The following is a 22,943-nucleotide window of genomic DNA, read 5'->3' as shown; positions in this document are numbered from 1 at the left end:
AAGGGGGCTTTTACATGAGCATGAAGGTTGCCGTTAATCATGCAGCCATCTTGGGTGTGCGCTCCATGACCTCGAAGGCGTCATGACGGACGTGGTTTCGCTCCATTTCCTGACGGATCATCTCCTCCGTCACGATGCCTTCATCCATACACTCCTTGAGCATGGCAAAGAAGAAGCGCTCCTGATTGCGATCAGGGTGCCTGAGATAGCGCCCCAGCAGGGCGTGCTCGCCAAAAAGCTTGCGGCGCCAGCGCATCAGCCAGCCAATGATTGGAAAGCGGCGGGATTTGTCAGCTGGCGTGAAATCGATCGGAAGCCCTGTCTTCCAGGGTTGCGTAAGGCGGCGGGTATTGTGCAGCAGCTTGGTGTCCTCTTTCAGGCGATCGAAATCGTTCCAGTAAGGCTCGAGCAAGCCAATGCTTTCGCGCGGTTCAGTGCGCAAGCAGATCCAGTCCATGTAATCCAACTCACCCGTGAACAGCTTGTTGAATTGATCCTCGCATTTCCAATGGGTCAGCTTGGCGCAGTCGAGAAGCATGACCGAACTCGCCATGCAACCTTCGCGGCCCTTTGCTCCGGAACGGGCCCGGCACATGATGGCATGGTCGCCCATGTCCCTTGAAAGCAGCTCCCAGATATCACCGACCGCAAAAATATCGGGATCCATGATCACCGCACGACCTTCGTAGTCCATCAGCTCGGGGGGCATGAAACGAAGCGGCGTAAAGGACTGCAGGTCTTCATAACGCCACGGCCGTGTGTAGCCGTCGCGCAGGAATTCCTGACCTTCCTTTTCCTTCAGGAAGGGATAATCCTTGGTGTGAATGATCTGGACGTCAAACTTGTCCGGATTCTTCGAGTTGCGCTTCATGGTGTACTGAGCCACCAATGCGCCAATCATCTGGCGGTGATTTGTATGGATGAAGACGGTAGCTTTCACAGCAGCCGTAACTCCTGTCGTGTAATTGATAATTGTTCCTAGCAGATGCCGGAAACCCCCGCAAGCTGACGCATTGTCTCAGGCCTGCAAGCTTTAGGCGGAGTTCGCATCCTGCTCTTGCTGGTCGACGCTGTACCCAAAAACCGGGCTGAGATGCTTGCCGATATAGTCCTCAATTTCGCGGAGTTGCGCATCCTCGAAATAGTCACGGTAACCTCCGACCTTGGCCCGCCGAACCTTGTAGGCATTTGGATTGCTCTTGTCCCGGGTCACCATGCGGCTGCCGCTCAACCAGAACGTCCGATTGCTTTCCATGTTGCGCATGTTCTCCACGGATGCAAATCGGACGGACTCCTCGATCTGATCCTCCGTTCCTTCCGTACCTATGAAGTCCGTCACGCGTTTGAGGGCGGATCCCGGATCATCGCGCATATCCTCATAACGGACGATCAATATGTTCTCGAACCGGTCCATCTCTCGCGCCCAGACATTCATGAAGCCGATGATCTTCGGTAACCCCGCCTTTTCGTCCATGACGAAGTCATAGACCGAAAGGTCTTCCATTCCCTGTGGGTACTGGTTGATGGATTTCTTGCGGTCGCGCATGCGATATTTCCACTGGAAGTACTGGGAAACGGCGGTGTCTGCCGGATTGCGTACAAGCAGTACAACCTTGCGATCATAATAATCGGCCTTGTTGTCACTGTTTCCCGTATAATCTTTCAGATAATTGTCATGCGTGAAGAAGAGCTTTGGAATCTTAGGATTCTTGCGGTGAAGGTTGTCGAAACCGATCAAGTGACGTTCGGACAGTCCGTGGCGAACCTGATAGAAACGGGACAGCATGACCCGCAGCCATGTCCGTCCGCTCTTTCCGAAAGAAACGATCACGGCATCTGCCAGGCGCAGTTTCCTGTACTCTTCCTTGCCGCGCAGGCGGCGTTCAATTGCAATCTTCTTTTCCTGCGGGAGGAAAAAGAGAATCAGCAAGGTCAGCTCACGGCTGATCTTCTTCAGTAAGACGCGCATGGATATTTCCAGGAAAAGAGTCAATCAGTAGTATGCGAGCAGCTATAGCAAGCTGCTGTCTATGGTGCAATCCAGCCCAATTTGTGAGAACCGGGCAGATTGCATTCCAACCCAAAATTAAGCGAATAATTAATGTGAAAATAATATAATTACAGGAAATAATGTGGCAATGGCCGTGCTTTGCCCTTGAGCCGCCTCTGCAGAAACGCTAACTCTTGCCCTGTTCCATCACACACCAGCGGATGCATTCCAAGTCATGAACCATCTCGACCAATTGGAAGCGCAGAGCATCTATATCCTGCGCGAAGCCTACAATCGCATCAAACCCCTGTCGATGCTGTGGTCGCTCGGCAAGGATTCCAATGTCATGATCTGGCTTGCGCGCAAAGCCTTCTATGGCCGCGTACCCTTTCCGGTGATCCTGCTGGATACCGGCAACGAGTTGGATGAGGTCTATGAATTCCGGGACCGCTATGTGAAGGAATGGGACCTGAACTACATCAACGCTGAATGCCCGCCGTACGAGGAAACCGATCCCGATTTGACCTACAACGCACGCTCGGCGGCCCGCAAGACCCTGGGCCTGAAGCGTGTGATCGAGGAGCATGATTTCCGAGGTATATTCCTGGGCATCCGCCGTGATGAGCAGGCCGTGCGCAGCAAGGAACGTGTCTTCAGCCCGCGCGGCGAGAGCGGGGAATGGGACTACAAGGACCAGCCTCCCGAGTTCTGGGAACAGTACAAGACCGAATTCCCACCGGGCACGCACGTGCGCATCCATCCGCTGCTCGCCTGGACCGAAGTGGATATCTGGCGCTACATCCAGAGAGAGAATATCCCGGTGGTTCCGCTGTATTTCGCGCGGAACGGCATGCGCTATCGCTCGCTTGGCGAGAAGGACATTACCCGGCCCATCGAGTCCAATGCCTCGACCATCGAGGAGATCATCGAGGAGTTGCAGACCACGAGAACGCCGGAGCGCGCCGGCCGCACAATGGACCATGACAGCGAGGATGCCTTCGAGCGCCTCCGCGCCGCGGGATACATGTAATGCAGGATTCCAGTTCTTCTCTCGACATGCTTCGTGAAACCTTCAAGATCGTCGTGGTCGGCCACGTGGACCATGGCAAGTCGACACTGATCGGGCGCCTGCTGTACGACACCGACAGCCTGCCCACCGGCAAGTTCGAGGAACTGAAGGCGATCTGCGATCGCCGCGGTATGGCCCTGGAGTGGTCCTTTGTGCTGGATGCCTTCCAGGCCGAGCGTGACCAGGCCGTAACCATCGACACCACCCAGATCTGGTTCAAGACGCCGAAACGCGACGTGGTGATCATCGACGCGCCAGGCCATCGCGAGTTCCTGAAGAACATGGTCAGCGGTGCTGCCTCGGCTGACGCGGCCCTTCTGGTCGTGGATGCAGAGGAGGGGGTGCGCGAGCAGACTCGGCGTCACGGGTACCTGCTGCATCTCCTGGGTGTGAAGCAGGTGGCGGTGGTCATCAACAAGATGGATTTGGTCGATCATTCGGAGGCGCGCTACGGAGAGATTGTCCGGGACGTAACGGCCTATCTGCACAGCATTGGCGTCGAGCCCAGCTTTATCGTGCCGATCTCGGCCCGTGAAGGCGACAACATCGCCAAGAAATCCACATCCTCACCCTGGTACAAGGGGCCGACCCTCCTGGAGGCACTGGACCGCTTTCACTCTGTTACGGTCCCATCGGAGCAGGCCCTGCGCCTGCCGGTCCAGGATGTCTATCATTTCGATCAGCGACGCATCATTGCGGGCCGGGTCGAGGCTGGTGTAATCCGTCCGGGCGACGAGATCCTCTTCTCGCCATCCAACAAGACAGCGCGAGTCAAATCGCTGGATGTCTGGGATGCTCCACCGCTCCTGGAGGCTCATGCCGGGCAGTCCATCGGCCTGACCCTGGAAGAGCAGCTCTTTGTGGAACGTGGGGAAGTGATCAGTCATGTGGAAGACCCGCCTGTGCTTTCCACGGTCTTTCGTGCGCGGCTCTTCTGGCTGGGGCACAAGCCGCTGGAGGTTGGTAAGCGCTATACGCTGAAGCTGGCCACCAAAACGGCAACAGTGACAGTGGTCGGCCTCGAAACCCTGATCGATACCGATACGCTCGCCCATCGCCCGGGAACCAAGCTCGAGCGCAACATGATCGGTGAGGTGGTTCTGCGTGCTCGGGAAGTCCTGGCTTTCGACGAGCATGTCGAACTCGACAAGATGGGCCGCTTCGTCCTGCTCGAGGACTATGATGTGGTTGGCGGTGGCCTGATCTCGATGGAGGGTTATCCCGATCAGCGGCAGAGCCTGACCGTCAAGTCGACCAACGTCTATTCCGTCGAGCACACGATAACACGCGAGAATCGTGTGGTGCGCAACGGTCACAAGGGCGGGGTGCTCTGGTTCACGGGCCTGTCGGGGGCTGGTAAGTCGACCTTGGCCATGGAGGTCGAAAAGCATCTCTTCCAGAAGGGGCTCCAGGTCTATGTGTTGGACGGTGACAACGTTCGTGCCGGCCTGAACGCCAACCTGGGCTTCTCACCGGAGGAGCGCACCGAGAACATCCGTAGGGTAGGGGAAGTCGCCGCCCTGTTCGCAGACGCCGGTTTCATCTGCATCACGGCCTTCATCTCGCCTTATCAGGCGGACCGCGATCGGGCCCGCAGTGCCGCCAGTCGTATTGACAGCGAGGCCTTCCACGAGATTCATGTCAGTGCCGACCTGAATACATGCGAGAGACGGGATCCAAAAGGTCTCTACAAGAAGGCTCGGGCCGGTGAGATCCTGGACTTCACGGGTGTGAGCGCACCCTATGAAGCACCCGCCAGCGCCGAACTGGTGGTAGACACCGATGCGAAAGACCTGGCCTCCTGTGTCGAGCAGGTTGTGGATTACATCGACCGTACCTTCCGGGTAGACTAGAAGCCATCGTTCCCGAGGTAATCGAACCTCGGGAACGTAAAGGCCTGCCGGCTGCTATTCGGCGGCTATGATGTCTGCGAGGAAGGCGGGATCGGCATTGCCACCTGACAGCGTGATGGCAACTGTCTTGTTTTCTGCATTGAATTGACCCGAAAGCAAGGCAGCCAGGCAAACAGCACCCCCGGGTTCAACCACCAGTTTCAGATTCCGTATGGCAAATGCCATGGCATTACGCACTTGGTCATCACTGACGACAAGTGCGCCGGATAGAAGCTGCTGATTGATTGGAAAAGTGAGCTCTCCGGGGCTCGGGGTCAGCAGAGCATCACAGATTGACGCGGCGTCAGGATCATTTACCAGTCGCTTTCCAGCTGCCAGCGAGCGTGCTGTGTCTTCAAAGCCCTTGGGCTCGACGGCATAGATTTCGCTGGCCGGTGACAGCTCGCGTGCGGCCAGTGCAACACCCGCTGTCAAACCTCCTCCGCCGCAGCAAACAAGAACAGAATCAATCGACAGTCCCTGTGCATGGGCTTCTTCGAAAATCTCGAGTCCGCATGTTCCCTGACCTGCGATAATCTGGGGATCGTCGAAGGGACGAATGAGTGTTGCGCCGCGCGCATCGAGGAGTTTGCTTGCAATCGCTTCACGACTTTCCGTTTTCCGGTCATAGAGTACGACTTCAGCACCATAGTTTCGCGTGTTTGCTATTTTCAGAGCAGGCGCATCATTGGGCATGATGATGGTGCAATCGATGCCCAGGATCCTCGCAGCCGCGGCAACTCCCTGTGCGTGATTGCCGGAAGAGTAGGCGATAACCCCCTTGGCCTTCTGCTGATCATCCAGCAAGGACAGTCGGTTGAAGGCGCCTCTGAACTTGAAGGAGCCTGTACGCTGCAGAGTTTCGGCTTTCAGCAGCACGCGTCCATTCACAGCCTCATTCAGGTAGGCATTCTCAAGCAATGGTGTCCTGACAGCCTGTCCTGCAAGGCGTTGGCTCGCCCTTTCAATATCGGCAAAGGATGGAACGGGTGTATTGCCCTGATCATTCATTGGTTGGCCTCGTTGTTAGCAACATCATCGAAGTTTCGGGTTGTCTGGGCAGGATGCGGCAAACCCTCGTAGAGGCCACCCTGTTTCTGGAGTTTGCGACGATAGACAACGACAGCTTCAGAAACGCGTTGTACATAATTGCGTGTTTCCTTGAAGGATATCTGCTCGACCCAATCCACCGCGTCTATATTCGGATGACGTGGATCACCGAAGCGCTCGATCCAGTCATTGGCTCGGTGAGGACCGGCATTGTAGGCAGCAAGAACCAACGGCAGGTAACCGCGATAACGTTCCAGCATTTCTTCAAGGTAATTGCGCCCAAGCCTGATGTTGTAGTGCGGATCAGTGGTCAATCGGGCAGGTTCATAGGCTATGTTCATTTTGGTGGCGACCTGCCGCGCTGTCCCCGGCATGACCTGCATCACCCCCCTAGCGCCGGCATGACTGACAGCCGAAACCTCGAAATTGCTCTCCTGTCGCATCAGCGCAAGAAGGATTGGCGACAGGGGGTCATCCTCATCGACCCAGGCAGGAACCGGATAAAGGTACTCCGGCATCATGATGCCGTTATAGGCGGCACGTCTGGCCGTTCTGACGGCCTGGTCCACACGGCCTCTCTTCATGCCCAAATCTGCGATCAGCCTGTATTCATTGGCTGTTTCAGCATTTCGCAGAAGGGACGAAAAGAAATAGTCCGCCAGATCATCCCGTTCGATTGAATCGAGAATCCCTATGGCACGTTGCAATTCGCCACCTTGGAAAGCTTCCCGCTGTTCCGCCGTAACGGTAGTAATGCTCTGCTGGTCACCTCGCGTTAAACCAGTTTCAGCGACGGCAAGCTGTCCATAGTAGTTGTTATTTAACTGGGCTGCAGTTGAAAACCACTTATGAGCGAGCTGCTCGTTCCCAAGAGCATCCGCTGCGCGGCCTGCCCAATAAGCCCCTCTGGAACGGCTGATTTCAGTGGTCACTCCACCGTGCAAGCGCTCGAAATGTTGATAAGCATCTGAGGGCCTGTTCAGGAAACGCAGGGCTATCCAGCCGGCAAGGAATTCCCCTTCAGCAAAACCGACGCCGGAGTTCAGTCCGTGCGAACTTGCAAGATCGTAGGCATCGCGCGCATGCCCGTCTTCCAGCAAGTCCCTGGCGGCCCAATGCTTGAGTGGCCACCAACGCTTATTGGATTCAATATCCTTGCTGGGATCGTGATCCTGTAAAAGAGGAAGTGCTTCATAGATCCGATTCTTCCGCATCCGCCAACGGGCGCGCTCGTACAGCAAGCCGTCATGCCCTTGGAGGTTGCCGGGAACTGCACGGATCGCGTCGTCCACGCCTGGTTGCTGGTGCGCCAGCTTGATCTGAGCTGTAACCAGTCGTTGATAGCCGGGACCTAATCGTGCTGCTGTACGCTTCGCCGCCTGTTGCTGTCCCTCCTGGGTTTGGCGCTCCACGCGTGCAATATGATCTGCGCGTGTCAGATGGGGGGCGAATTCCGCGTAGAAAGCTTCTTCATCACTGCGCGAAAAATCTGTCTCTCTCCAGAGAGGGCGCACGACTTCTGCCAGTCGCTCTGCAGACTCCGTGAAGGCGATGGCCCGCGCATACTTCAAAGCTGCCTGTCCCGAAAGCGGTGGATATCTCTGAAACCAGTCTGCCCTGGGCTGAGGCGGCATGCCCTCTGGCATGACTTTCTCTGCCGCGCGACGAAGTGTTATCTGCCCAGGCCAGTTCGGGTTCGCCTCAAGGAAGGCGCTGACTTCCGCAAAATCCTGTCGGTCACCATAACGCAGAAGCCGGTACCACTGGAGCAGCTTGGCCGCCAGGGGATTGTCAATTCCGGCGGCAATATAGCGTGTTTCTTCCGGTTTCCCCTGATCGATACGTTCCAAGGCGCTTGATAGAATTTCACTGTCCCTGGAATTCAGCTCTGCAGCTGATGCAGATACCATCATGAACAGGGACAAGAGAAAGATGGACAGGCAAGACAGGAAAGACGCAGACAGGCGCATCGACCGAAACTCCCTCGGCACACTTTTGAAAAGTCAATCTAGCACAGCCCTACGGGGGTACAAATGAAACAAGAATGAGGCGTGGGCTATAAAGGTCAGCGACCTTGCGGCAACCCGGTCACAGCGCTATCGTCTCTGCCGATTCAAATCGCCCGAAATTGGGGCGGATCAGCCTGTTAAGTGAGCATTCCATGACCCACCCTCTCTACAAGGGCTCCATGCCCGCGCTTGTAACTCCCTTTCGTAATGGCGCCGTCGACTATGATGGCTTTGCGGAGCTTGTGAATTGGCAGATCGAGCAGGGTTCGAGTGCACTGGTGCCCTGCGGCACGACCGGAGAGTCACCGACCCTGACACACGTCGAACACAAGCAGGTGGTGGAGAAATGCATCGAGGCGGCCGAAGGGCGCGTCCCCGTTATTGCCGGAGCCGGATCGAATTCGACGGCAGAAGCCATTGACTTTATCCAGCATGCTGAAACTGCAGGTGCTGATTCAGCGCTTGTGGTCACACCTTACTATAACAAGCCGCATCAGGAAGGCTTGTATCAGCATTTCAAGGCTGTCCACGATTCCTCCAACCTTCCGATCCTGATTTACAATATACCCGGTCGCTCGATCGTGGATATGACCGTCGAGACCATGGCGCGGCTGGCTGAGGACTGTCCGAGAATTGTCGGCGTGAAGGATGCAAGCAACGATCTGATACGTCCGGCTGCAACACGTCTTGCGATCAAGAAAGGATTTACCCAGCTTTCGGGAGAGGATGGGACGATCCTGCCTTTCATGGCCCAGGGTGGTCATGGCTGTATATCAGTTACAGCGAATGTGGCACCAGCCTTGTGCGCAGAATTTCAGGAAGCTTGGCACAACAATGATCGCAAGCGCGCAGAAGAACTCAACGATCGACTGATGCCATTGCATGCGGCCCTGTTTGCAGAGCCAAGTCCGCAGCCGGTCAAATATGCGCTTTCCCTGTTGGGTAAGCTTGAAAACGAGCTTCGTCTGCCCATGATTCCCGTAACGGATCATACCAAGATCTTGGTCCGGGAGGCCATGTCGTCTGCCGGACTACTCGATTAGATCAGCACTTTCAAAGTTTCCTTCATGAGCAAGCAACCGCAGCGCGTTGTCGCCCATAACCGTCGGGCGACCCATGACTTTTTCATCGAAGAGAAGGTGGAGGCCGGCATGGTCCTCACCGGCTCTGAAGTGAAATCGCTGCGCTCTGGCCGAGCCTCCATCAATGAAGCCTACGCCAGCGAAGAAAATGGCGAGTTGTATCTCATAAATTCGCATTTCTCTGAATACGGTCCGGCCAATCGCTTCGGGCATGAACCCAAACGGCCTCGCAAGCTTCTGGTCCACAGAAAGGAGCGGGATCGTCTGTTCGGAAAAGTGCGGCGTGACGGCTACACCCTTGTGCCTCTCTCCATCTATTTCAACGAACGCGGCCTTGCCAAACTGGCGTTGGGAGTGGCCAAGGGCAAACGGAAACAGGACAAACGGGAAGACATCAAGAAGCGTGACTGGCAACGGCAAAAAGCGCGCCTGCTGCGCGATAAAGGCTGATTAACTCTCGGTCTTTTCCGAGAGCAGCTTCTGAGCCTTCGCGAAGACATCGTGAAACATCGTTTCAGTCAGGCGTCCCGTATTGGTGTTGTAGCGTGAGCAGTGATAGCTGTCGACGAGTTGCACTCCTTTCTGGAGGTCATGGACAGCGGCATGCTCGAATTTGAAATGGCTGCGTTTCAGCCCACTGGCCATCAAGAGGGCATCATGGGCAACACGTCCCAAGGCCACGACGACTGTAAGCTGCTTCAGTGACTCGAGCTCACTTGCCAGGAAGCTGTTGCATGTGCGTATTTCATCCGTTGTCGGCTTGTTCGCTGGCGGTACGCAGCGCACAGCGTTCACGATGCGACAGCCCCGGAGCGTAAGCCCGTCATCCGAGCGCTTTTCATAGTTGCCTTCTGCAAGATTGAACTTCTTCAGGGTTGCATAAAGAAGGTCTCCGGCATAATCACCTGTGAACGGTCGGCCCGTGCAATTGGCGCCCTTGAGGCCGGGTGCCAGACCCAATATCAGCAACTGGGCGTCATCGGGTCCAAAAGCTGCAACCGGTGCATTGTGATAGTCTGGGTACTGGCGCCTGTTCTCGGTCCTGAAATCAACGAGCCTGGGACAGAGACTGCAGTCGAGCGATGGCACTTGAGCCTTCATTCTGAGAGTTGCCCACTTACGGAAAGCAGTTCAAGGTTCAATCCGAAGCGTATTCTTCTTCATAAGCATCGTCGTCATTCAGGAACTCGGCATCCAATTCGTCCTCGTCTTCTTCCATCTCGTCCCGTGACTCATCCTGTCGCCTTGACTTCTCAACAGGCGGGCCGCTGCGCGCGATGCTGCCCCTGAGACTGTTGATGTCGATGAAGTGATCCGCCTGACGCCGCAACTCATCGGCAATCATGGAGGGTTGGGCACGAATGGAGGAAATAACGGTAACCCTCACGCCGCGTCGTTGTACTGCAGCGATCAACGAACGGAAGTCCCCATCTCCGGAGAAGAGAACGGCATGGTCTATCTTGTCGGACAACTCCATCATGTCGACCGCCAACTCGATATCCATGTTCCCCTTCACCTTACGGCGTCCATTCCCATCGGTATATTCCTTCGCGGGTTTGGTGACCATGGTGTACCCATTGTAATCGAGCCAGTCGATCAGTGGGCGGAGAGGTGAGTATTCCTGATCCTCGACAAGGGCCGTGTAATAGAAGGCCCTGACCAGACGGGCTTCATCTGCAAAAACCTGATACAGCTTCTTGTAGTCTATATCGAAATTCAGAGAGCGAGCGGTTGAGTAGAGATTGGACCCATCAATAAACAGTGCAATTTTTTCTTCTGGATAGAAGTTCATTCAAATCAGCCTTTTCTGAAAACAAATTACAGGAATGTCGCGGTAGCATTCGAAATTGGCTTTCACAGTCAATAAATCTGTGAGAAAGCACGGATAATTCGCGCAAAGTGACACGCGTTCGCGTCGAGCGCAATGCTCCCTTTGAACAGAATAAGGCCTTGGCTGTGATCCTGGTTGCTGTCGGATCAAATCTTCCCCATCCAGACTTCGGTAGTCCGCTGCAGGTTTGCGAAGAAGCCTTGAAAGCGCTTCAGCAGATGGATCTGCGTCTTGTTCGCCGCTCGCGCTGGTTTGAAACGGCGCCGATACCCGCCTCCGACCAGCCGAACTTCATCAACGGCGTTGTCGAGGTGGCGTCGGAGAACGAGCTGTCTCCTCGGGATTTGCTGAAGGAATTGCACCGGATAGAAGCCCTTTTCGGGCGAACCCGCGAACGCAGGAACGAGGCGCGCCTGCTTGATCTGGATATCATCGATTTCAATGGCAGAGTAACCGGGGCGGATCAGGTTCCGGTGCTGCCGCATGCACGTATGCGTGAACGGGCTTTCGTTCTATATCCCTTACAGGATGTTGCACCGAACTGGCACCATCCTGAAAGCGGAGAAAGCATCGACGAACTTATTTACCAACTGCCGGAAGGGCAGGGGATACGTGTCCTTGCATGACACCGGCCTGACTTCTATAGTCAGCGCAAATCTGAGAAAACTGTCTCTGGAGTTACCAATATGGCACGCGTTACCGTTGAGGATTGTGTCCTCAAGGTTCCCAACCGATTTGAGCTTGTTATGCTGTCGGCGCAGCGAGCGCGGGAAATTTCTTCCGGTGCCCAGTTGACGGTGGAACGTGACAACGACAAGAATCCGGTCGTCTCTCTGCGCGAAATTGCCGACGGCACGGTTGATCCCGATGAGTTGAGGAATTCGCTCGTGTCCGGCTTGCAGCATCATGTCGAAGCCGACGAGCCGGAAGAAGAGGATATGAACGAAACCGACATGCTGACGGCCAGCCTACAATCGGCCGAGGCTGAAACGGTTCTGCCCAAGACCCCTTCGCCGGATATGGAAATCGAGGAAGAGGGCGAGTAATCCTCTTCCGGACGGTGTCCTTAAGCAACAGACTGTTCTCTCCTCAAGCCTGCGCGAAATGGCCGCTATGCGGGGCGCTTGCGAATAGCGTCCACGTACTTACGTGCTATATTGCTTGCAGGTATATCTATGGGATACGTGAACGGAATGCTGCGGCAGTTTGAGCTTGTGGAGAGGGTCAAGTCCTATGATCCCGGTGTGGATGAGGACCGGCTCAATCGAGCCTATGTGTACGCAACAAAAATGCACGGATCCCAGAAACGTGCTTCCGGCGACCCCTATTTTTCCCATCCCATCGAAGTTGCAGGCATCCTCACCGAGCTGAAACTCGACTGCGATTCGATTATTACAGCACTGCTCCATGACGTTGTCGAAGACACGGATGGAAGCCTCAAAGACATAGAATCGCTTTTCGGTGAAGAGATTGCCAAGCTCGTTGATGGTGTGACGAAGCTTAGCCTTCTAGAACTACAATCCGAGAAGAGCAAGCACGCTGAAAACTTCAGAAAACTTGTCCTGGCAATGTCCGAAGATATTCGGGTCTTGTTGGTCAAGCTGGCAGACCGCCTTCACAATATGCGGACCCTGCACTTCATCAAGTCCGAAGAGAAACGCCGGCGCATTGCCCGGGAAACGATGGATATTTATGCGCCACTTGCAGAGCGCATCGGTCTGCAGCGTTTCAAGGATGAGCTGGATGACCTGGCATTTGCAGAGCTCAATCCGGACGCGCGAAATTCCATTATTGCCCGCCTTGAATACCTGAAGAGCTCGGACGAAGACGTAACGGACAAGGTCGTAGAGGAGCTTGTCCAGGTCCTGAAGAACGAGAACCTGGAGGCCCGGGTTTTCGGACGCGTGAAGGCGCCCTATTCGATCTGGCGAAAGATGCAGCACCGCAATGTCGGCTTTGAGCAGTTGGCCGATATCGTGGCTTTTCGCATTATCGTTGAGTCCGTGGGGGAGTGTTATCAAGCGCTTGGCGCCTTGCATGGGCGTTACCCGGTCGTGCCTGGACGCTTCAAGGACTACATTTCCACTCCGAAGCCAAATGGCTACCAGTCACTTCACACTTCTTTGATAGGCCCCCTGCGCCAACGCATCGAAGTCCAGATTCGCACCCAGGCCATGAATGATGTGGCTGATTTCGGTGTGGCTGCACACTGGCGCTACAAGCAAGCGCCCGATGCTCCGGAACTGCCGATGGAAGGGCGCAAGTTCCGATGGATACGCGAACTCCTGGACATCCTGGAGCATGCATCCAATCCGGAGGAGTTTCTCGAGCACACCAAGCTCGAGATGTATCAGGATCAGGTTTTCTGCTTTACACCCAAGGGCGATCTGATCGCATTGCCACGGGGAGCCACGCCAATCGATTTTGCCTATGCCGTGCATTCGGAGGTGGGCAACAGCTGTGTCGGGGCTCACGTCAACGGCAGAATGGTTCCGCTACGCACAATCCTGCAGAACGGCGACCAGGTGGATATCGTCACATCCAAGGCCCAGAGTCCTTCACCGGATTGGGAAAGCTTCGTCGTCACCGGAAAGGCCAAGGCCGCGATTCGGCGTTTCATTCGCCAGGAACAGCGCCAGCAGTTCGTCAGCCTTGGCAAGGAACTCCTGGATCGCACCTTCCGCCAGGAAGGCTATACGCTGACTGAGAAAGGCGTGGCCGGCGTCCTGAAGAAGCTCAAGGTTGACCAGGTTGCCGATGTCTATGCAGCTGTTGGCCAGGGGAACATGACGGCACGTGAAGTCCTGGTATCGGTATTCCCCGGCGCGAAGGAGGAAGACAAGCCCAACAAGGTTGTCCCGATAAACCGGGCGCGCCGCGGAAAATCCGGCGACCATTCGATCCCGATCAAGGGTCTGATCCCCGGTATGGCGGTGCATTTTGCACACTGTTGCCATCCGCTGCCTGGCGATCGGATTGTTGGAATTGTCACAACCGGCAAAGGTGTGACCGTTCACACGATCGACTGTGAGACACTGCAAGCTTTCCACGACAGCCCGGAGCGCTGGGTGGACATCAGTTGGGAATATGAGTCGAGCGAAGAGGGCTTCACAGGTAGACTACACCTTGTTGTGGCAAATGAACCGGGGACATTGGGTTCGTTGTCGACTGTCATTGGAAAGAGCAAGGGCAATATCACGAATTTGAAGATCGTTAGTCGTTCCACGGATTTCTTTGAACTGTTGATCGATCTAGAGGTTAGCGACGTCAAGCACCTGACAAACATCATCGCCGCACTTAGAACCATGCCTGCAATTTCGTCCGTTGAACGGGCGCGCGGGTAGTTTCCGTGACAACAGCCGAAGCCAATCGCCTCGACGTGATCATGTAGTCCCTGATGCTCTTCCGTCCTCGTTCGCCACTCCCATTTCTGCGGCGCCTGCGTGTAGCCATCTGGCCGCGCCGAAGTTGGAAACGCTCAGCACGTTATGTTGGGCATCGACTAGGGCGCATTCCCTCAACGCCCTACAGCATTGCCGCCGGCTTCGCATCAGGGGCAGCAATTTCATTCACGCCGCTTTTGGGCCTGCACTTCCTGGGAGGCGGCCTCATCGCGCTGATTCTGCGCGGAAATCTACTGGCTTCAGCAATCGGCACAGTCATTGGAAACCCCTGGACCTTTCCCTTCATTTGGGCCTGGACCTTTTCATTGGGTCGCTGGATTCTGGGACACGCCGACATGATCGAGACGCTCCCGCAGCATATCTCGATGAACTACATATTTGACCATCCTAGCCAGGTTTTGCTTCCAATGATGGTGGGAAGCATTCCCACGGCCCTGCTGGTATGGCTTTTTTTCTTCTGGTCTGTCCATCGACTTGTCCAAGGGTACCAAAAGGCCAGACGAATGCGCCTGGAGAGGGCGCAGAAACGCCTGGCCAAAGCACAGCAGGCCGGCAAAAACACAGGCAACGAGATGGGAAAGACCGAATGAATGATGTTCAGTTTCCAGGCAAGCCGAGGCTTGGAGTCAACATTGATCATGTAGCGACCCTCAGGAATGCACGAGGCGGCTTGCATCCGGATCCCGTTGATGCGGCCCGGATTGCCGCGGAAGCAGGAGCTGACGGAATTACCGCTCATCTGCGCGAGGATCGCCGACATATCCTTGATCTTGACATCGCCCGGCTCAGAAAAGAAATCCCGTTGCCTTTGAATTTCGAAATGGCAGCAACTCGGGAGATGCTTGACATCGCTTTGAAGGTTGAACCGCATGCCTGTTGTCTTGTGCCAGAGAAGCGGGAAGAGGTGACCACCGAAGGCGGTTTGGACGCCCTGGCCCAGCAATCCCATTTGAAGAGTTGCATCGCTACGCTTTCGCAAGCTGGGATCCGTGTTTCCCTGTTCATTGACCCTGACCCACCCCAAGTAGAAGCGGCCATGGAAATGGAGGCGCCGGTCGTCGAGTTGCACACCGGAGCTTATTGCGAAGCCGTCCTCTCGGAGGGGATGGAAAGCACCGCTGCGGAACGTGAATTTGAACGCTTACGAATTTCAGCCAAATTGGCTGAAAGCCTTGGCCTCGAATGCCATGCTGGTCATGGCCTGAATTTCGACACGGCCAGGGCCGTGGCAAGGATCGAGGCCTTTATCGAGTTCAATATCGGACACTTTCTGATTGGGCAGTCAATTTTCAGTGGCCTTCCAAGTGTCGTGGAAAGAATGCACGCGGCATTGGAGGATGGCAGGCGCTTCGCGTTAACAGGAGGTGGACCTTGATCCTGGGCATAGGAAACGATCTACTCGATATACGGCGAATAGAGAAAACCCTCGGCCGATACGAGGAACGGTTTACCCAACGTGTCTTTACGGAAACGGAGTGCAGGAAGTCGGAGCGCAGGGCCCAACGCGCAGCCAGCTATGCAAAGCGCTTCGCGGCGAAGGAAGCCGCAGCCAAAGCACTGGGAACCGGTGTCCCGCGTCATGGCGTCCATTGGCAGCACATAGGTGTTGTGAACGAACCGAGCGGCAGACCCACACTGGACTTGAAAGGTGGGGCGAAACAGCGCCTCAAGGAAATGACTCCCGCGGGTATGACGCCACAGATCCACATTACGATCACCGATGATTATCCGTGGGCCCAGGCCCTGGTGATCATCTCTGCAGTTCCCACACAGGACGACTAGCGCTATACCCTCGCGTTGATATCAAGACTTCCAGGTGGGTGGACCAAGGATGAATTCGACCATGACAAAAAAGAAAAGTGAAGGCGGGGGCATCGGCGAAACGCTGCGGACCGTTCTATATGCGGTTCTTATTGCAATTGTATTGCGAACCTTTGCCTATGAACCCTTCTCGATACCTTCCGGATCGATGCTGCCCACGCTGATGGTCGGAGATTATCTCTTCGTCTCCAAGTTTTCCTATGGCTACAGCCGCCATTCTTTCCCGATGAGCCTGGCCCCCATTAATGGACGCGTATTTGCAAGCCAGCCCGAACGCGGGGACGTGGCTGTCTTCAAGCTGCCCACGGATAACAGTACCGATTACATCAAGCGAATTATCGGATTGCCTGGGGACAAGATACAGGTTGAGGACGGTGTTCTGAATATCAACGGTGCGCCCGTGGATCGTGAGAAACTCGGAGAAGGGATGGTCCGAAGCAGCGGCTATCCGATACGAATAGCGGAATATCTCGAAACCCTCCCCAATGATGTTACCCATCAAATTTGGGAGCGCGGAGACGACGAGGTTTTTGACAACACGCCTGTCTTTACCGTTCCGGACGATCACTATTTTGCCATGGGGGACAACCGCGACAGCAGCCAAGACAGCCGCTCACAGAATGTCGGATTCATACCCGAGGAAAATCTGGTTGGACGCGCGGAATTCATTTTCTTCTCGAACAACGGTTCGGCCCGCTTCTGGGAAATCTGGAAGTGGCCTTCCGCAATCCGGTTCGATCGCATTTTTCAGACCATTGACTGAACTCCGGAGCCTGCCGCGCATGCCTGCGATCTCGGCCAAGCGCATATCGGATCTTCTCGAACATGAGTTCTCACAGCCGGAACTCCTGCAAGAGGCACTGACACACTCCAGTCGTGGAGAGAACCGTTCCTATGAGCGCCTGGAGTTTCTCGGCGATCGAGTGTTGGCCCTGATTGTCTGCGAGATGCTCCTGCAGCGCTTCCCAAAAGAACCGGAAGGCATGCTTGCCCGCCGTCTGGCGGCCCTGGTCAAGCAAGAGACCCTTCACAAGATTGCCTCGAACTGGCAGCTGGAAGAGCATGTCATTCTTTCAGGCGGGGAAGAAGAAAGCGGCGGTCGTCAGAATCCCGCAATCCTTTCGGACGTGTGTGAAGCTCTGCTGGGTGCGCTTTATCTTGACGGTGGCCTTGAGGCAGCTCGTAGTGTGATCGAGCGAGACTGGAAAGACCTTCTCGAGGCCGATATCAGCCCACCTCAGGACAGCAAGACACGCTTGCAGGAATGGGCCCAGGCGCGTGGTTACCCCCTTCCAGACTATCGTGAGGTCAAGCGCAGTGGCCCAGCGCATGATCCTGTCTTCACGATCGAGGTGGAGGTCAAGGAACTGGGCTGCGGGCAGGGCGAAGGGCGCTCGAAGCGCGTGGCTGAACAGATCGCAGCCAAGCAGTTGCTATCGCAATTGGAAGGGCAATCGACATGACAAGGAATTGTGGTCTCGTTGCCCTCGTTGGGCCACCAAACGCCGGAAAGTCGACCTTCATCAACAAGGCGGTGGGCGCGAAGGTTTCCATCGTCACACACAAGGCTCAGACAACACGCACGCGTGTTCGCGGTGTTGCCTTGAAGGGGGATTGCCAGGTCGTGTTTGTCGATACACCAGGCATATTCACAGCCCCTAAGAGGCGACTTGAACGTTCCATGGTGCAGGCGGCCTGGGATGCCGTTCGGGACTGTGATCTGGTGTTGTTCCTGCACGATGCCAATCGTGGGTCTGATGACGCACGAACAATGCATGTGCTGGAGAGGCTGAAGTCCAGTAATACCCCCTGCGCACTACTCCTCAACAAGATTGATACCGTTCGGCGTGAAAAGTTACTTGGCTTGGCAGCGAAACTGAACGAAGCCGCAGCCTTCGAGCAGACATTCATGATTTCTGCCAAGAAGGGAGATGGTGTATCGGATGTCCTCGATTGGCTTTGCAAGAGGCTGCCGGAAGGCCCATGGCTTTATCCGGAGGACCAGCTTTCAGATCTCTCCGACCGCCTGATGGCCGCAGAGGTGACTCGTGAAAAGCTTTTCCTGAGCCTGCATGAAGAACTGCCCTATTCACTGACAGTGGAAACCGATAGCTGGGATATCTTCGAAAATGGGGATATCCGTATTGAACAGACGATCTACGTCGAGCGGGATGCTCAGAAACGCATCACCATCGGGGCTCAGGGCGCCACCATCCGAAAGGTCAGGGAACAAGCCCAAAAGGAGCTGGAGTCCTTGCTGGAGACCAAGATCCATTTGTTCCTGTTCGTGAAGGTTCGAGAGCGTTGGGTGGATGATCCTTCCCGCTACCGGGACTGGGGTCTTGATTTCGATATCTGAAATTCCGTCATTTCAAGTGTTTGCCGCTTTTCAAAACGGAGACACTGCCCCATTCTTTTTCCATGATTGAATGGCAGGACAGAGGTATCGTTCTGGCGGTGAAGCCGCACGGAGAGACGGCTGCTGTCGTTCACTTGCTTTGCGAACAGCAGGGACGTCATGCTGGCCTGGTTGCCGGGGGGCAGGGGCGGCGCATGGCCCCCGTGCTACAGGTAGGCAACCTTGTGCAGGCAAGCTGGCGGGCGCGCCTGCCAGATCATCTGGGGCACTATGCGCTTGAGCTTGAGCACGGCTATGCGGCGCGGCTCATGAACAGTCCGGAAAGCCTGATCGCTCTTCAATCAGCCGTGGTGCTCTGCGATTCAGCCCTGCCTGAGCGGCAGTCGCATGCCGCCATCTTCCATGGCTCGCTTGCGTTGATCGAAGCCCTGGACAGCGATTACTGGGGCGAAGTTTATATCAAATGGGAACTGCTGCTTCTCAGTGAGTTGGGATTTGGCCTGGATCTCGAGCGATGCGCCGCGGGTGGAAGCAACGACCACCTCGCCTATGTCAGTCCCCGCAGCGGACGTGCCGTCTCGCTGTCAGCTGGAGAGCCGTACAGCCACAAACTTCTGCCCCTTCCGGGGTTCCTTGCCGGAGGAGGAGAAGGCGGGCCGTCCGAAATTCGTCAAGGGATGGAACTGACTGGCTATTTCCTCGAAAAGAATGTTTTTGCGCCGCGAGATCGCCCTTTGCCAGAAATTCGAACAAGGTTGGCGCAACACTTTTCATCACGAGCGGCTTGAACTAGCCTGCCAGACCTCTAACAAGCCTGTCCCCGGATAAGTAAAAACCTGATGTCTCAAATGCACGCCATAGTGATTGGCGCCGGCATTGTCGGTGTCTGCAGCGCACTTCAGCTTCAGCGCAAAGGATTCCGCGTTACCTTGATGGAACGTGACGAACCGGGTGCAGGCGCCTCTTACGGCAATGCCAGCGTATTGGCGAGTGAATCCGTAACTCCCATTTCCATGCCCGGAATCGTACGAAAGGTTCCAGGCATGCTGTTGGACCCAATGGGACCGCTGCGCATTCGCTGGTCGTATCTCCCCAGACTTGCTCCTTGGCTGTGGCGTTTTGTTTTGGCCGGCCGGAAGGCGGAAGCCGAGCGCATTACAGCTGATTTGGCCAAGCTTCTGGATGGCTGCATTGAAGACTTCCGGCCTCTGCTCAAAGCGGCAAATGCGGAAAACCTGCTGGTGGAACGGGGTTGGATCGGTGCTTTCCTCTCACATGCCACGCTTGAGAAATCCGGATATGCAACGGAACTGCAGGAGCGCCATGGAGTCTCGATCAAGAAGATGACCACGAATGAGCTCAGGGAACTGGAACCGGCCTTGTCCAAGGATATTGCAGGGGGATACTACTACCCGGGTGTGGCGCATGTGGTGGACAGCCACAAACTGACAGTCCGGCTTGCGGACAGCTTTCTTTCTAACGGCGGAACACTTCTGAAGGAAACTGCGAAAGACCTTTCCAAGGATCACAAGGGGCATGTTTGCGCTGTCAGGACAGAAAGCGCCGAACATTCATGTGACAAGCTCGTGATTGCCGCAGGTGCCTGGTCGCGCAGCCTGGCCAGGAAGGCCGGCGTGGTGGTGTCGCTGGATACCGAGCGCGGATACCATTTCAACATCAATCAGCCAAGCATCGGCTTGTCCCGGCCTGTCTACGTCCCGGAGACTGGATTGGCTTGCACACCACTTGATGACAGCATACGGCTTGCAGGAACGGTGGAATTTGGCGGGCTCGAGGCACCACCTGACTGGAAGCGAGCGGAGGTTCTGGCCTCTCGGGGCAGGGAACTCTTTCCCGAACTTGATACGCAACACGGCACATCCTGGATGGGCTTCCGGCCTTCGATGCCCGATTCACTTCCGGTTATCGGACCTGCCACGCCGTCATCGAATGTATATCTGGCATTCGGGCATGGACATCTGGGCCTTACTCTTGCAGCACGGACCGGCCGCATGATTTCTGAAATGGCCTGCGAGAGTTCGGTTTGTGTCGATCCGCATCCCTATCGCAGTATGCGATTCTGAATTCCACTTCTTGTCGTCTGAACCAGGCACGCCTACCATATGTGGCCTGCTGAATAGAGGGTCCAATGGCTCCAACCCCGACCACAGAAAATTCCAACGTTTCCGATGTTCGCTTGGTGGATGCGCTGTCCGAGCGTTACCTTTCCTATGCGCTTTCAACGATCATGTCGCGTTCCCTGCCGGATGTGCGGGATGGTCTGAAACCCGTACACAGGCGTCTGCTGCATGCCATGCAGCTCCTGCGTCTCGACCCTGAGCACGGCTACAAGAAGGCTGCTCGCGTTGTAGGCGATGTGATGGGTAAATTCCATCCGCACGGGGATCAGGCCATCTATGACGCGATGGTGCGTATGGCTCAGGGCTTTTCATTACGCTATCCCCTGGTCGACGGACAGGGAAACTTCGGCAACATCGATGGTGATAACGCAGCGGCCATGCGCTACACGGAAGCACGCCTGACGTCCGTTGCCATGCGCTTGCTGGAGGGCATCGACGAGGATGCTGTCGATTTCCGCCCGACCTATGATGGGGAATCGCAGGAACCGGTGGTCCTGCCGGCGGCCTTTCCCAACTTGCTGGCAAACGGCGCCCAGGGCATTGCAGTCGGTATGGCGACAGCGATACCTCCTCACAATGTTTCGGAAATCTGCGGTGCCCTTCGTCACCTCATTGCGCACCCCGAGGCAGAAGTCGCCAAGCTGGTCGAATATCTCCCGGCTCCGGATTTTCCAACTGGCGGCATCCTTGTTGAAAGTGCAGACAGCATTCTTGAGACCTACTCCACGGGACGTGGGTCCTTCAGGCTACGCGCGCGCTGGGAGACTGAATCCCTGAAGGGAGGAACCTACCAGATCATTGTTACGGAAATTCCCTATCAGGTGCCCAAAGCAAGACTGGTGGAGAAGATCGCGGATCTTCTGGCCGCCAAAAAACTCACGCAGTTGGCCGATGTTCGCGACGAATCCGACGAGAACGTGCGCCTGGTACTTGAGCCGCGCAGTCGGAATGTGGATCCGCAGGTTCTGATGGAATCCTTATATCGGCAGACGGACCTTGAGACCCGGGTATCCCTCAACATGAATGTGCTGGATGCGGATAATACGCCACGGGTCATGACTCTCCGCGAGGTCCTGCAGGCCTTCCTTACGCATCGTGAAACTGTTCTCTTAAGACGAACGCGCAACCGCCTGGAACAGATCGCAAAACGTCTCGAAGTTCTCTCCGGTTATTTGATTGCTTTCCTCAATCTTGATGAGGTTATCCGGATCATTCGTGAGGAGGATGACCCCAAGGCCGAGTTGATTCGTACCTTTGAACTCAGTGATAAGCAGGCCGATGCCATCCTGAACATGCGGCTGCGCTCATTGCGACGCCTTGAGGAAATGGAACTCAGGCGCGAACATGAAAGACTTATCGAAGAACAGGGAGAATTGAATCATTTGCTCGAGGACAGCCAGAAGCGCTGGCAGGTTATCGATAGCCAGATCGCCGATCTTCAGGAAGAGTTCTCGACCGATACGCCACTGGGACGCCGCCATACCGAGATCGGCTCAGCGCCGGAAGCGGTTGTGATCCCGCTTGAGGCCGTGATCGACAAGGAACCCGTGACCGTGCTCCTTTCAGAAAAAGGCTGGATCCGGGCCCTCAAAGGGCATCATGACGACCTTTCCGAGACGCGCTACAAGGATGGCGACCGTGGGAAGCACGCTCTGAAAGCCTACACCACGGACAAGATCCTTCTGTTCGCGACCAATGGCCGTTTCTATACACTGGGAGCCGACAAGCTGCCGGGTGGACGAGGATTTGGAGAACCCCTTCGCCTGAGTATCGATTTGCCAAACGATCAGGATATTGTGGCTTTGAAGGTCTACACTCCGTCCGGCCAGATATTGCTGGCGTCCGATGACGGCCGCGGATTCGCTGTTTCCGAGAATGATGTGGTGGCCCAGACAAAGAACGGTAAGCAGGCACTCAACCCGGCCAAGGGGGCTGAGGCCTCGGTTTGCCGTCCGATTTCAGAGGGCGATGATTCCGTTGCCGTCATAGGAGAAAACCGCAAACTGTTGATTTTCCCACGCAATGAACTTCCAGAAATGGCGCGTGGGCGCGGTGTTATCCTGCAGCGCTACAAGGATGGGGGGCTTTCGGATATCAAGACCTTCCGGCTCGAGGATGGACTGACCTGGGCAGCTGGTCCAGGACGCGTTCGCACGGAGCACAACCTCATGGAATGGCAGGGCAAGCGTGGACAATCCGGTCGCCTAGCACCGCGTGGCTTCTCGAGCTCCAACCGGTTTGACTGATATCCAGGCATGACTTCAATGTGGTGAAGGGACCAGTAGCAGGACCAGT

The 22,943-nt window shown here is 55.7% G+C and carries 22 protein-coding genes; 16 read left to right on the top strand and 6 right to left on the bottom strand.

Annotated features, from left to right (window positions below; all coding sequences use genetic code 11):
* Positions 1-37 precede the first annotated feature (37 nt).
* Both BP38_RS18545 and BP38_RS18540 read right to left on the bottom strand, forming a co-directional pair.
* A complete protein-coding gene (locus BP38_RS18545; RefSeq protein WP_035723144.1) occupies positions 38-940 on the bottom strand; it encodes a glycosyltransferase family protein in 903 nt (300 codons plus the stop codon).
* Between the two features lie 93 nt (positions 941-1,033).
* Complete coding sequence (locus BP38_RS18540; RefSeq protein WP_051608858.1) at positions 1,034-1,969, bottom strand: sulfotransferase domain-containing protein; 936 nt, start codon at positions 1,967-1,969, stop codon at positions 1,034-1,036.
* A 256-nt stretch (positions 1,970-2,225) separates the two neighbouring features.
* Between BP38_RS18540 and cysD the strand changes: the two genes are divergently transcribed.
* Together cysD and cysC are read left to right on the top strand one after the other, a co-directional pair.
* Entirely contained in the window at positions 2,226-3,020 is a 795-nt protein-coding gene (cysD, locus tag BP38_RS0102030; protein ID WP_026986364.1) for a sulfate adenylyltransferase subunit CysD, read from the top strand.
* Positions 3,020-4,912 carry an adenylyl-sulfate kinase gene (gene cysC, locus BP38_RS0102025; protein WP_035723141.1) on the top strand — a complete coding sequence of 631 codons (1,893 nt, stop codon included), beginning with the start codon at positions 3,020-3,022 and terminating at the stop codon, positions 4,910-4,912. Before cysD ends, cysC begins: the two co-directional genes overlap by 1 nt.
* A 54-nt stretch (positions 4,913-4,966) precedes the next feature.
* Here the strand turns inward: cysC and BP38_RS0102020 are convergent, their stop codons facing one another.
* Both BP38_RS0102020 and BP38_RS0102015 read right to left on the bottom strand, forming a co-directional pair.
* Positions 4,967-5,962 (bottom strand): threonine ammonia-lyase, encoded by a 996-nt coding sequence (locus BP38_RS0102020; protein WP_026986362.1) that lies wholly within the window; start codon positions 5,960-5,962, stop codon positions 4,967-4,969.
* Positions 5,959-7,971: a lytic transglycosylase domain-containing protein gene (locus BP38_RS0102015; RefSeq protein WP_026986361.1), complete on the bottom strand. Its 2,013-nt coding sequence runs from the start codon at positions 7,969-7,971 to the stop codon at positions 5,959-5,961. The genes BP38_RS0102020 and BP38_RS0102015 overlap by 4 nt, the downstream gene beginning before the upstream one ends.
* A gap of 191 nt (positions 7,972-8,162) precedes the next feature.
* Here BP38_RS0102015 and dapA point away from each other — a divergent pair, with 191 nt between their 5' ends.
* Together dapA and smpB are read left to right on the top strand one after the other, a co-directional pair.
* Positions 8,163-9,053 (top strand): 4-hydroxy-tetrahydrodipicolinate synthase, encoded by an 891-nt coding sequence (dapA, locus tag BP38_RS0102010; protein WP_026986360.1) that lies wholly within the window; start codon positions 8,163-8,165, stop codon positions 9,051-9,053.
* Between the two features lie 24 nt (positions 9,054-9,077).
* Positions 9,078-9,542 carry an SsrA-binding protein SmpB gene (smpB, locus tag BP38_RS0102005; RefSeq protein WP_026986359.1) on the top strand — a complete coding sequence of 155 codons (465 nt, stop codon included), beginning with the start codon at positions 9,078-9,080 and terminating at the stop codon, positions 9,540-9,542.
* Here the strand turns inward: smpB and BP38_RS0102000 are convergent, their stop codons facing one another.
* Together BP38_RS0102000 and BP38_RS0101995 are read right to left on the bottom strand one after the other, a co-directional pair.
* Positions 9,543-10,193 (bottom strand): uracil-DNA glycosylase, encoded by a 651-nt coding sequence (locus BP38_RS0102000; protein ID WP_026986358.1) that lies wholly within the window; start codon positions 10,191-10,193, stop codon positions 9,543-9,545. It abuts the gene before it with no gap.
* Positions 10,194-10,230: 37 nt separating this feature from the next.
* Positions 10,231-10,884, bottom strand: a complete 654-nt coding sequence (locus BP38_RS0101995; RefSeq protein ID WP_026986357.1) for a LabA-like NYN domain-containing protein — start codon at positions 10,882-10,884, stop codon at positions 10,231-10,233.
* 107 nt (positions 10,885-10,991) lie between these two features.
* Between BP38_RS0101995 and folK the strand changes: the two genes are divergently transcribed.
* The 12 genes from folK (at position 10,992) to parC (ending at position 22,894) form a co-directional block, all read left to right on the top strand.
* Positions 10,992-11,549 (top strand): 2-amino-4-hydroxy-6-hydroxymethyldihydropteridine diphosphokinase, encoded by a 558-nt coding sequence (gene folK / locus BP38_RS0101990; RefSeq protein WP_211250216.1) that lies wholly within the window; start codon positions 10,992-10,994, stop codon positions 11,547-11,549.
* A 60-nt stretch (positions 11,550-11,609) separates the two neighbouring features.
* Entirely contained in the window at positions 11,610-11,969 is a 360-nt protein-coding gene (gene rpoZ, locus BP38_RS18535; RefSeq protein ID WP_035723137.1) for a DNA-directed RNA polymerase subunit omega, read from the top strand.
* A 147-nt stretch (positions 11,970-12,116) separates the two neighbouring features.
* The gene (locus tag BP38_RS0101980) at positions 12,117-14,267 is read left to right on the top strand and encodes a RelA/SpoT family protein (RefSeq protein ID WP_026986355.1); all 2,151 of its coding nucleotides are present in this window, start codon (positions 12,117-12,119) and stop codon (positions 14,265-14,267) included.
* A 53-nt stretch (positions 14,268-14,320) separates the two neighbouring features.
* Entirely contained in the window at positions 14,321-14,917 is a 597-nt protein-coding gene (locus tag BP38_RS0101975) for a DUF2062 domain-containing protein (protein ID WP_026986354.1), read from the top strand.
* A complete protein-coding gene (locus tag BP38_RS0101970; RefSeq protein WP_026986353.1) occupies positions 14,914-15,702 on the top strand; it encodes a pyridoxine 5'-phosphate synthase in 789 nt (262 codons plus the stop codon). Before BP38_RS0101975 ends, BP38_RS0101970 begins: the two co-directional genes overlap by 4 nt.
* On the top strand, positions 15,699-16,109 hold the full coding sequence (gene acpS / locus BP38_RS0101965; RefSeq protein ID WP_026986352.1) for a holo-ACP synthase: 411 nt from the start codon (positions 15,699-15,701) through the stop codon (positions 16,107-16,109). The genes BP38_RS0101970 and acpS overlap by 4 nt, the downstream gene beginning before the upstream one ends.
* A gap of 49 nt (positions 16,110-16,158) precedes the next feature.
* On the top strand, positions 16,159-16,911 hold the full coding sequence (gene lepB / locus BP38_RS0101960; RefSeq protein WP_245602292.1) for a signal peptidase I: 753 nt from the start codon (positions 16,159-16,161) through the stop codon (positions 16,909-16,911).
* Positions 16,912-16,930: 19 nt separating this feature from the next.
* The gene (gene rnc / locus BP38_RS0101955; RefSeq protein ID WP_051608856.1) at positions 16,931-17,611 is read left to right on the top strand and encodes a ribonuclease III; all 681 of its coding nucleotides are present in this window, start codon (positions 16,931-16,933) and stop codon (positions 17,609-17,611) included.
* Positions 17,608-18,507: a GTPase Era gene (gene era / locus BP38_RS0101950; protein ID WP_051608855.1), complete on the top strand. Its 900-nt coding sequence runs from the start codon at positions 17,608-17,610 to the stop codon at positions 18,505-18,507. Before rnc ends, era begins: the two co-directional genes overlap by 4 nt.
* A 62-nt stretch (positions 18,508-18,569) precedes the next feature.
* Positions 18,570-19,295 (top strand): DNA repair protein RecO, encoded by a 726-nt coding sequence (recO, locus tag BP38_RS0101945; protein ID WP_322098932.1) that lies wholly within the window; start codon positions 18,570-18,572, stop codon positions 19,293-19,295.
* Positions 19,296-19,346: 51 nt separating this feature from the next.
* Positions 19,347-20,591: an NAD(P)/FAD-dependent oxidoreductase gene (locus BP38_RS0101940; protein WP_035723134.1), complete on the top strand. Its 1,245-nt coding sequence runs from the start codon at positions 19,347-19,349 to the stop codon at positions 20,589-20,591.
* 65 nt (positions 20,592-20,656) lie between these two features.
* Positions 20,657-22,894 carry a DNA topoisomerase IV subunit A gene (gene parC, locus BP38_RS0101935; RefSeq protein ID WP_026986346.1) on the top strand — a complete coding sequence of 746 codons (2,238 nt, stop codon included), beginning with the start codon at positions 20,657-20,659 and terminating at the stop codon, positions 22,892-22,894.
* Positions 22,895-22,943 lie beyond the last annotated feature (49 nt).

This window comes from Fodinicurvata fenggangensis DSM 21160 (assembly GCF_000686045.1).
GTDB classification, from domain to species: Bacteria; Pseudomonadota; Alphaproteobacteria; order Kiloniellales; family DSM-21159; genus Fodinicurvata; species Fodinicurvata fenggangensis.
This window is presented reverse-complemented; position numbering and strand designations above follow the sequence as displayed.

What these genes read in the sequence shown, in the direction of transcription:
- BP38_RS0101980 (WP_026986355.1), top strand. Translation starts at nt 12,117, where the DNA reads ATGCTGCGGCAGTTTGAGCTTGTGGAGAGGGTCAAGTCCTATGATCCC.
- BP38_RS0101995 (WP_026986357.1), bottom strand. Translation starts at nt 10,884, where the DNA reads ATGAACTTCTATCCAGAAGAAAAAATTGCACTGTTTATTGATGGGTCC.
- smpB (WP_026986359.1), top strand. Translation starts at nt 9,078, where the DNA reads ATGAGCAAGCAACCGCAGCGCGTTGTCGCCCATAACCGTCGGGCGACC.
- BP38_RS0101970 (WP_026986353.1), top strand. Translation starts at nt 14,914, where the DNA reads ATGAATGATGTTCAGTTTCCAGGCAAGCCGAGGCTTGGAGTCAACATT.
- era (WP_051608855.1), top strand. Translation starts at nt 17,608, where the DNA reads ATGACAAGGAATTGTGGTCTCGTTGCCCTCGTTGGGCCACCAAACGCC.
- cysD (WP_026986364.1), top strand. Translation starts at nt 2,226, where the DNA reads ATGAACCATCTCGACCAATTGGAAGCGCAGAGCATCTATATCCTGCGC.
- parC (WP_026986346.1), top strand. Translation starts at nt 20,657, where the DNA reads ATGGCTCCAACCCCGACCACAGAAAATTCCAACGTTTCCGATGTTCGC.
- BP38_RS0101940 (WP_035723134.1), top strand. Translation starts at nt 19,347, where the DNA reads ATGTCTCAAATGCACGCCATAGTGATTGGCGCCGGCATTGTCGGTGTC.
- BP38_RS0102000 (WP_026986358.1), bottom strand. Translation starts at nt 10,193, where the DNA reads ATGAAGGCTCAAGTGCCATCGCTCGACTGCAGTCTCTGTCCCAGGCTC.
- dapA (WP_026986360.1), top strand. Translation starts at nt 8,163, where the DNA reads ATGACCCACCCTCTCTACAAGGGCTCCATGCCCGCGCTTGTAACTCCC.
- rpoZ (WP_035723137.1), top strand. Translation starts at nt 11,610, where the DNA reads ATGGCACGCGTTACCGTTGAGGATTGTGTCCTCAAGGTTCCCAACCGA.
- recO (WP_322098932.1), top strand. Translation starts at nt 18,570, where the DNA reads ATGATTGAATGGCAGGACAGAGGTATCGTTCTGGCGGTGAAGCCGCAC.
- BP38_RS0102020 (WP_026986362.1), bottom strand. Translation starts at nt 5,962, where the DNA reads ATGAATGATCAGGGCAATACACCCGTTCCATCCTTTGCCGATATTGAA.
- BP38_RS18540 (WP_051608858.1), bottom strand. Translation starts at nt 1,969, where the DNA reads ATGCGCGTCTTACTGAAGAAGATCAGCCGTGAGCTGACCTTGCTGATT.
- cysC (WP_035723141.1), top strand. Translation starts at nt 3,020, where the DNA reads ATGCAGGATTCCAGTTCTTCTCTCGACATGCTTCGTGAAACCTTCAAG.
- lepB (WP_245602292.1), top strand. Translation starts at nt 16,159, where the DNA reads ATGAATTCGACCATGACAAAAAAGAAAAGTGAAGGCGGGGGCATCGGC.
- rnc (WP_051608856.1), top strand. Translation starts at nt 16,931, where the DNA reads ATGCCTGCGATCTCGGCCAAGCGCATATCGGATCTTCTCGAACATGAG.
- BP38_RS0101975 (WP_026986354.1), top strand. Translation starts at nt 14,321, where the DNA reads ATGCTCTTCCGTCCTCGTTCGCCACTCCCATTTCTGCGGCGCCTGCGT.
- BP38_RS0102015 (WP_026986361.1), bottom strand. Translation starts at nt 7,971, where the DNA reads ATGCGCCTGTCTGCGTCTTTCCTGTCTTGCCTGTCCATCTTTCTCTTG.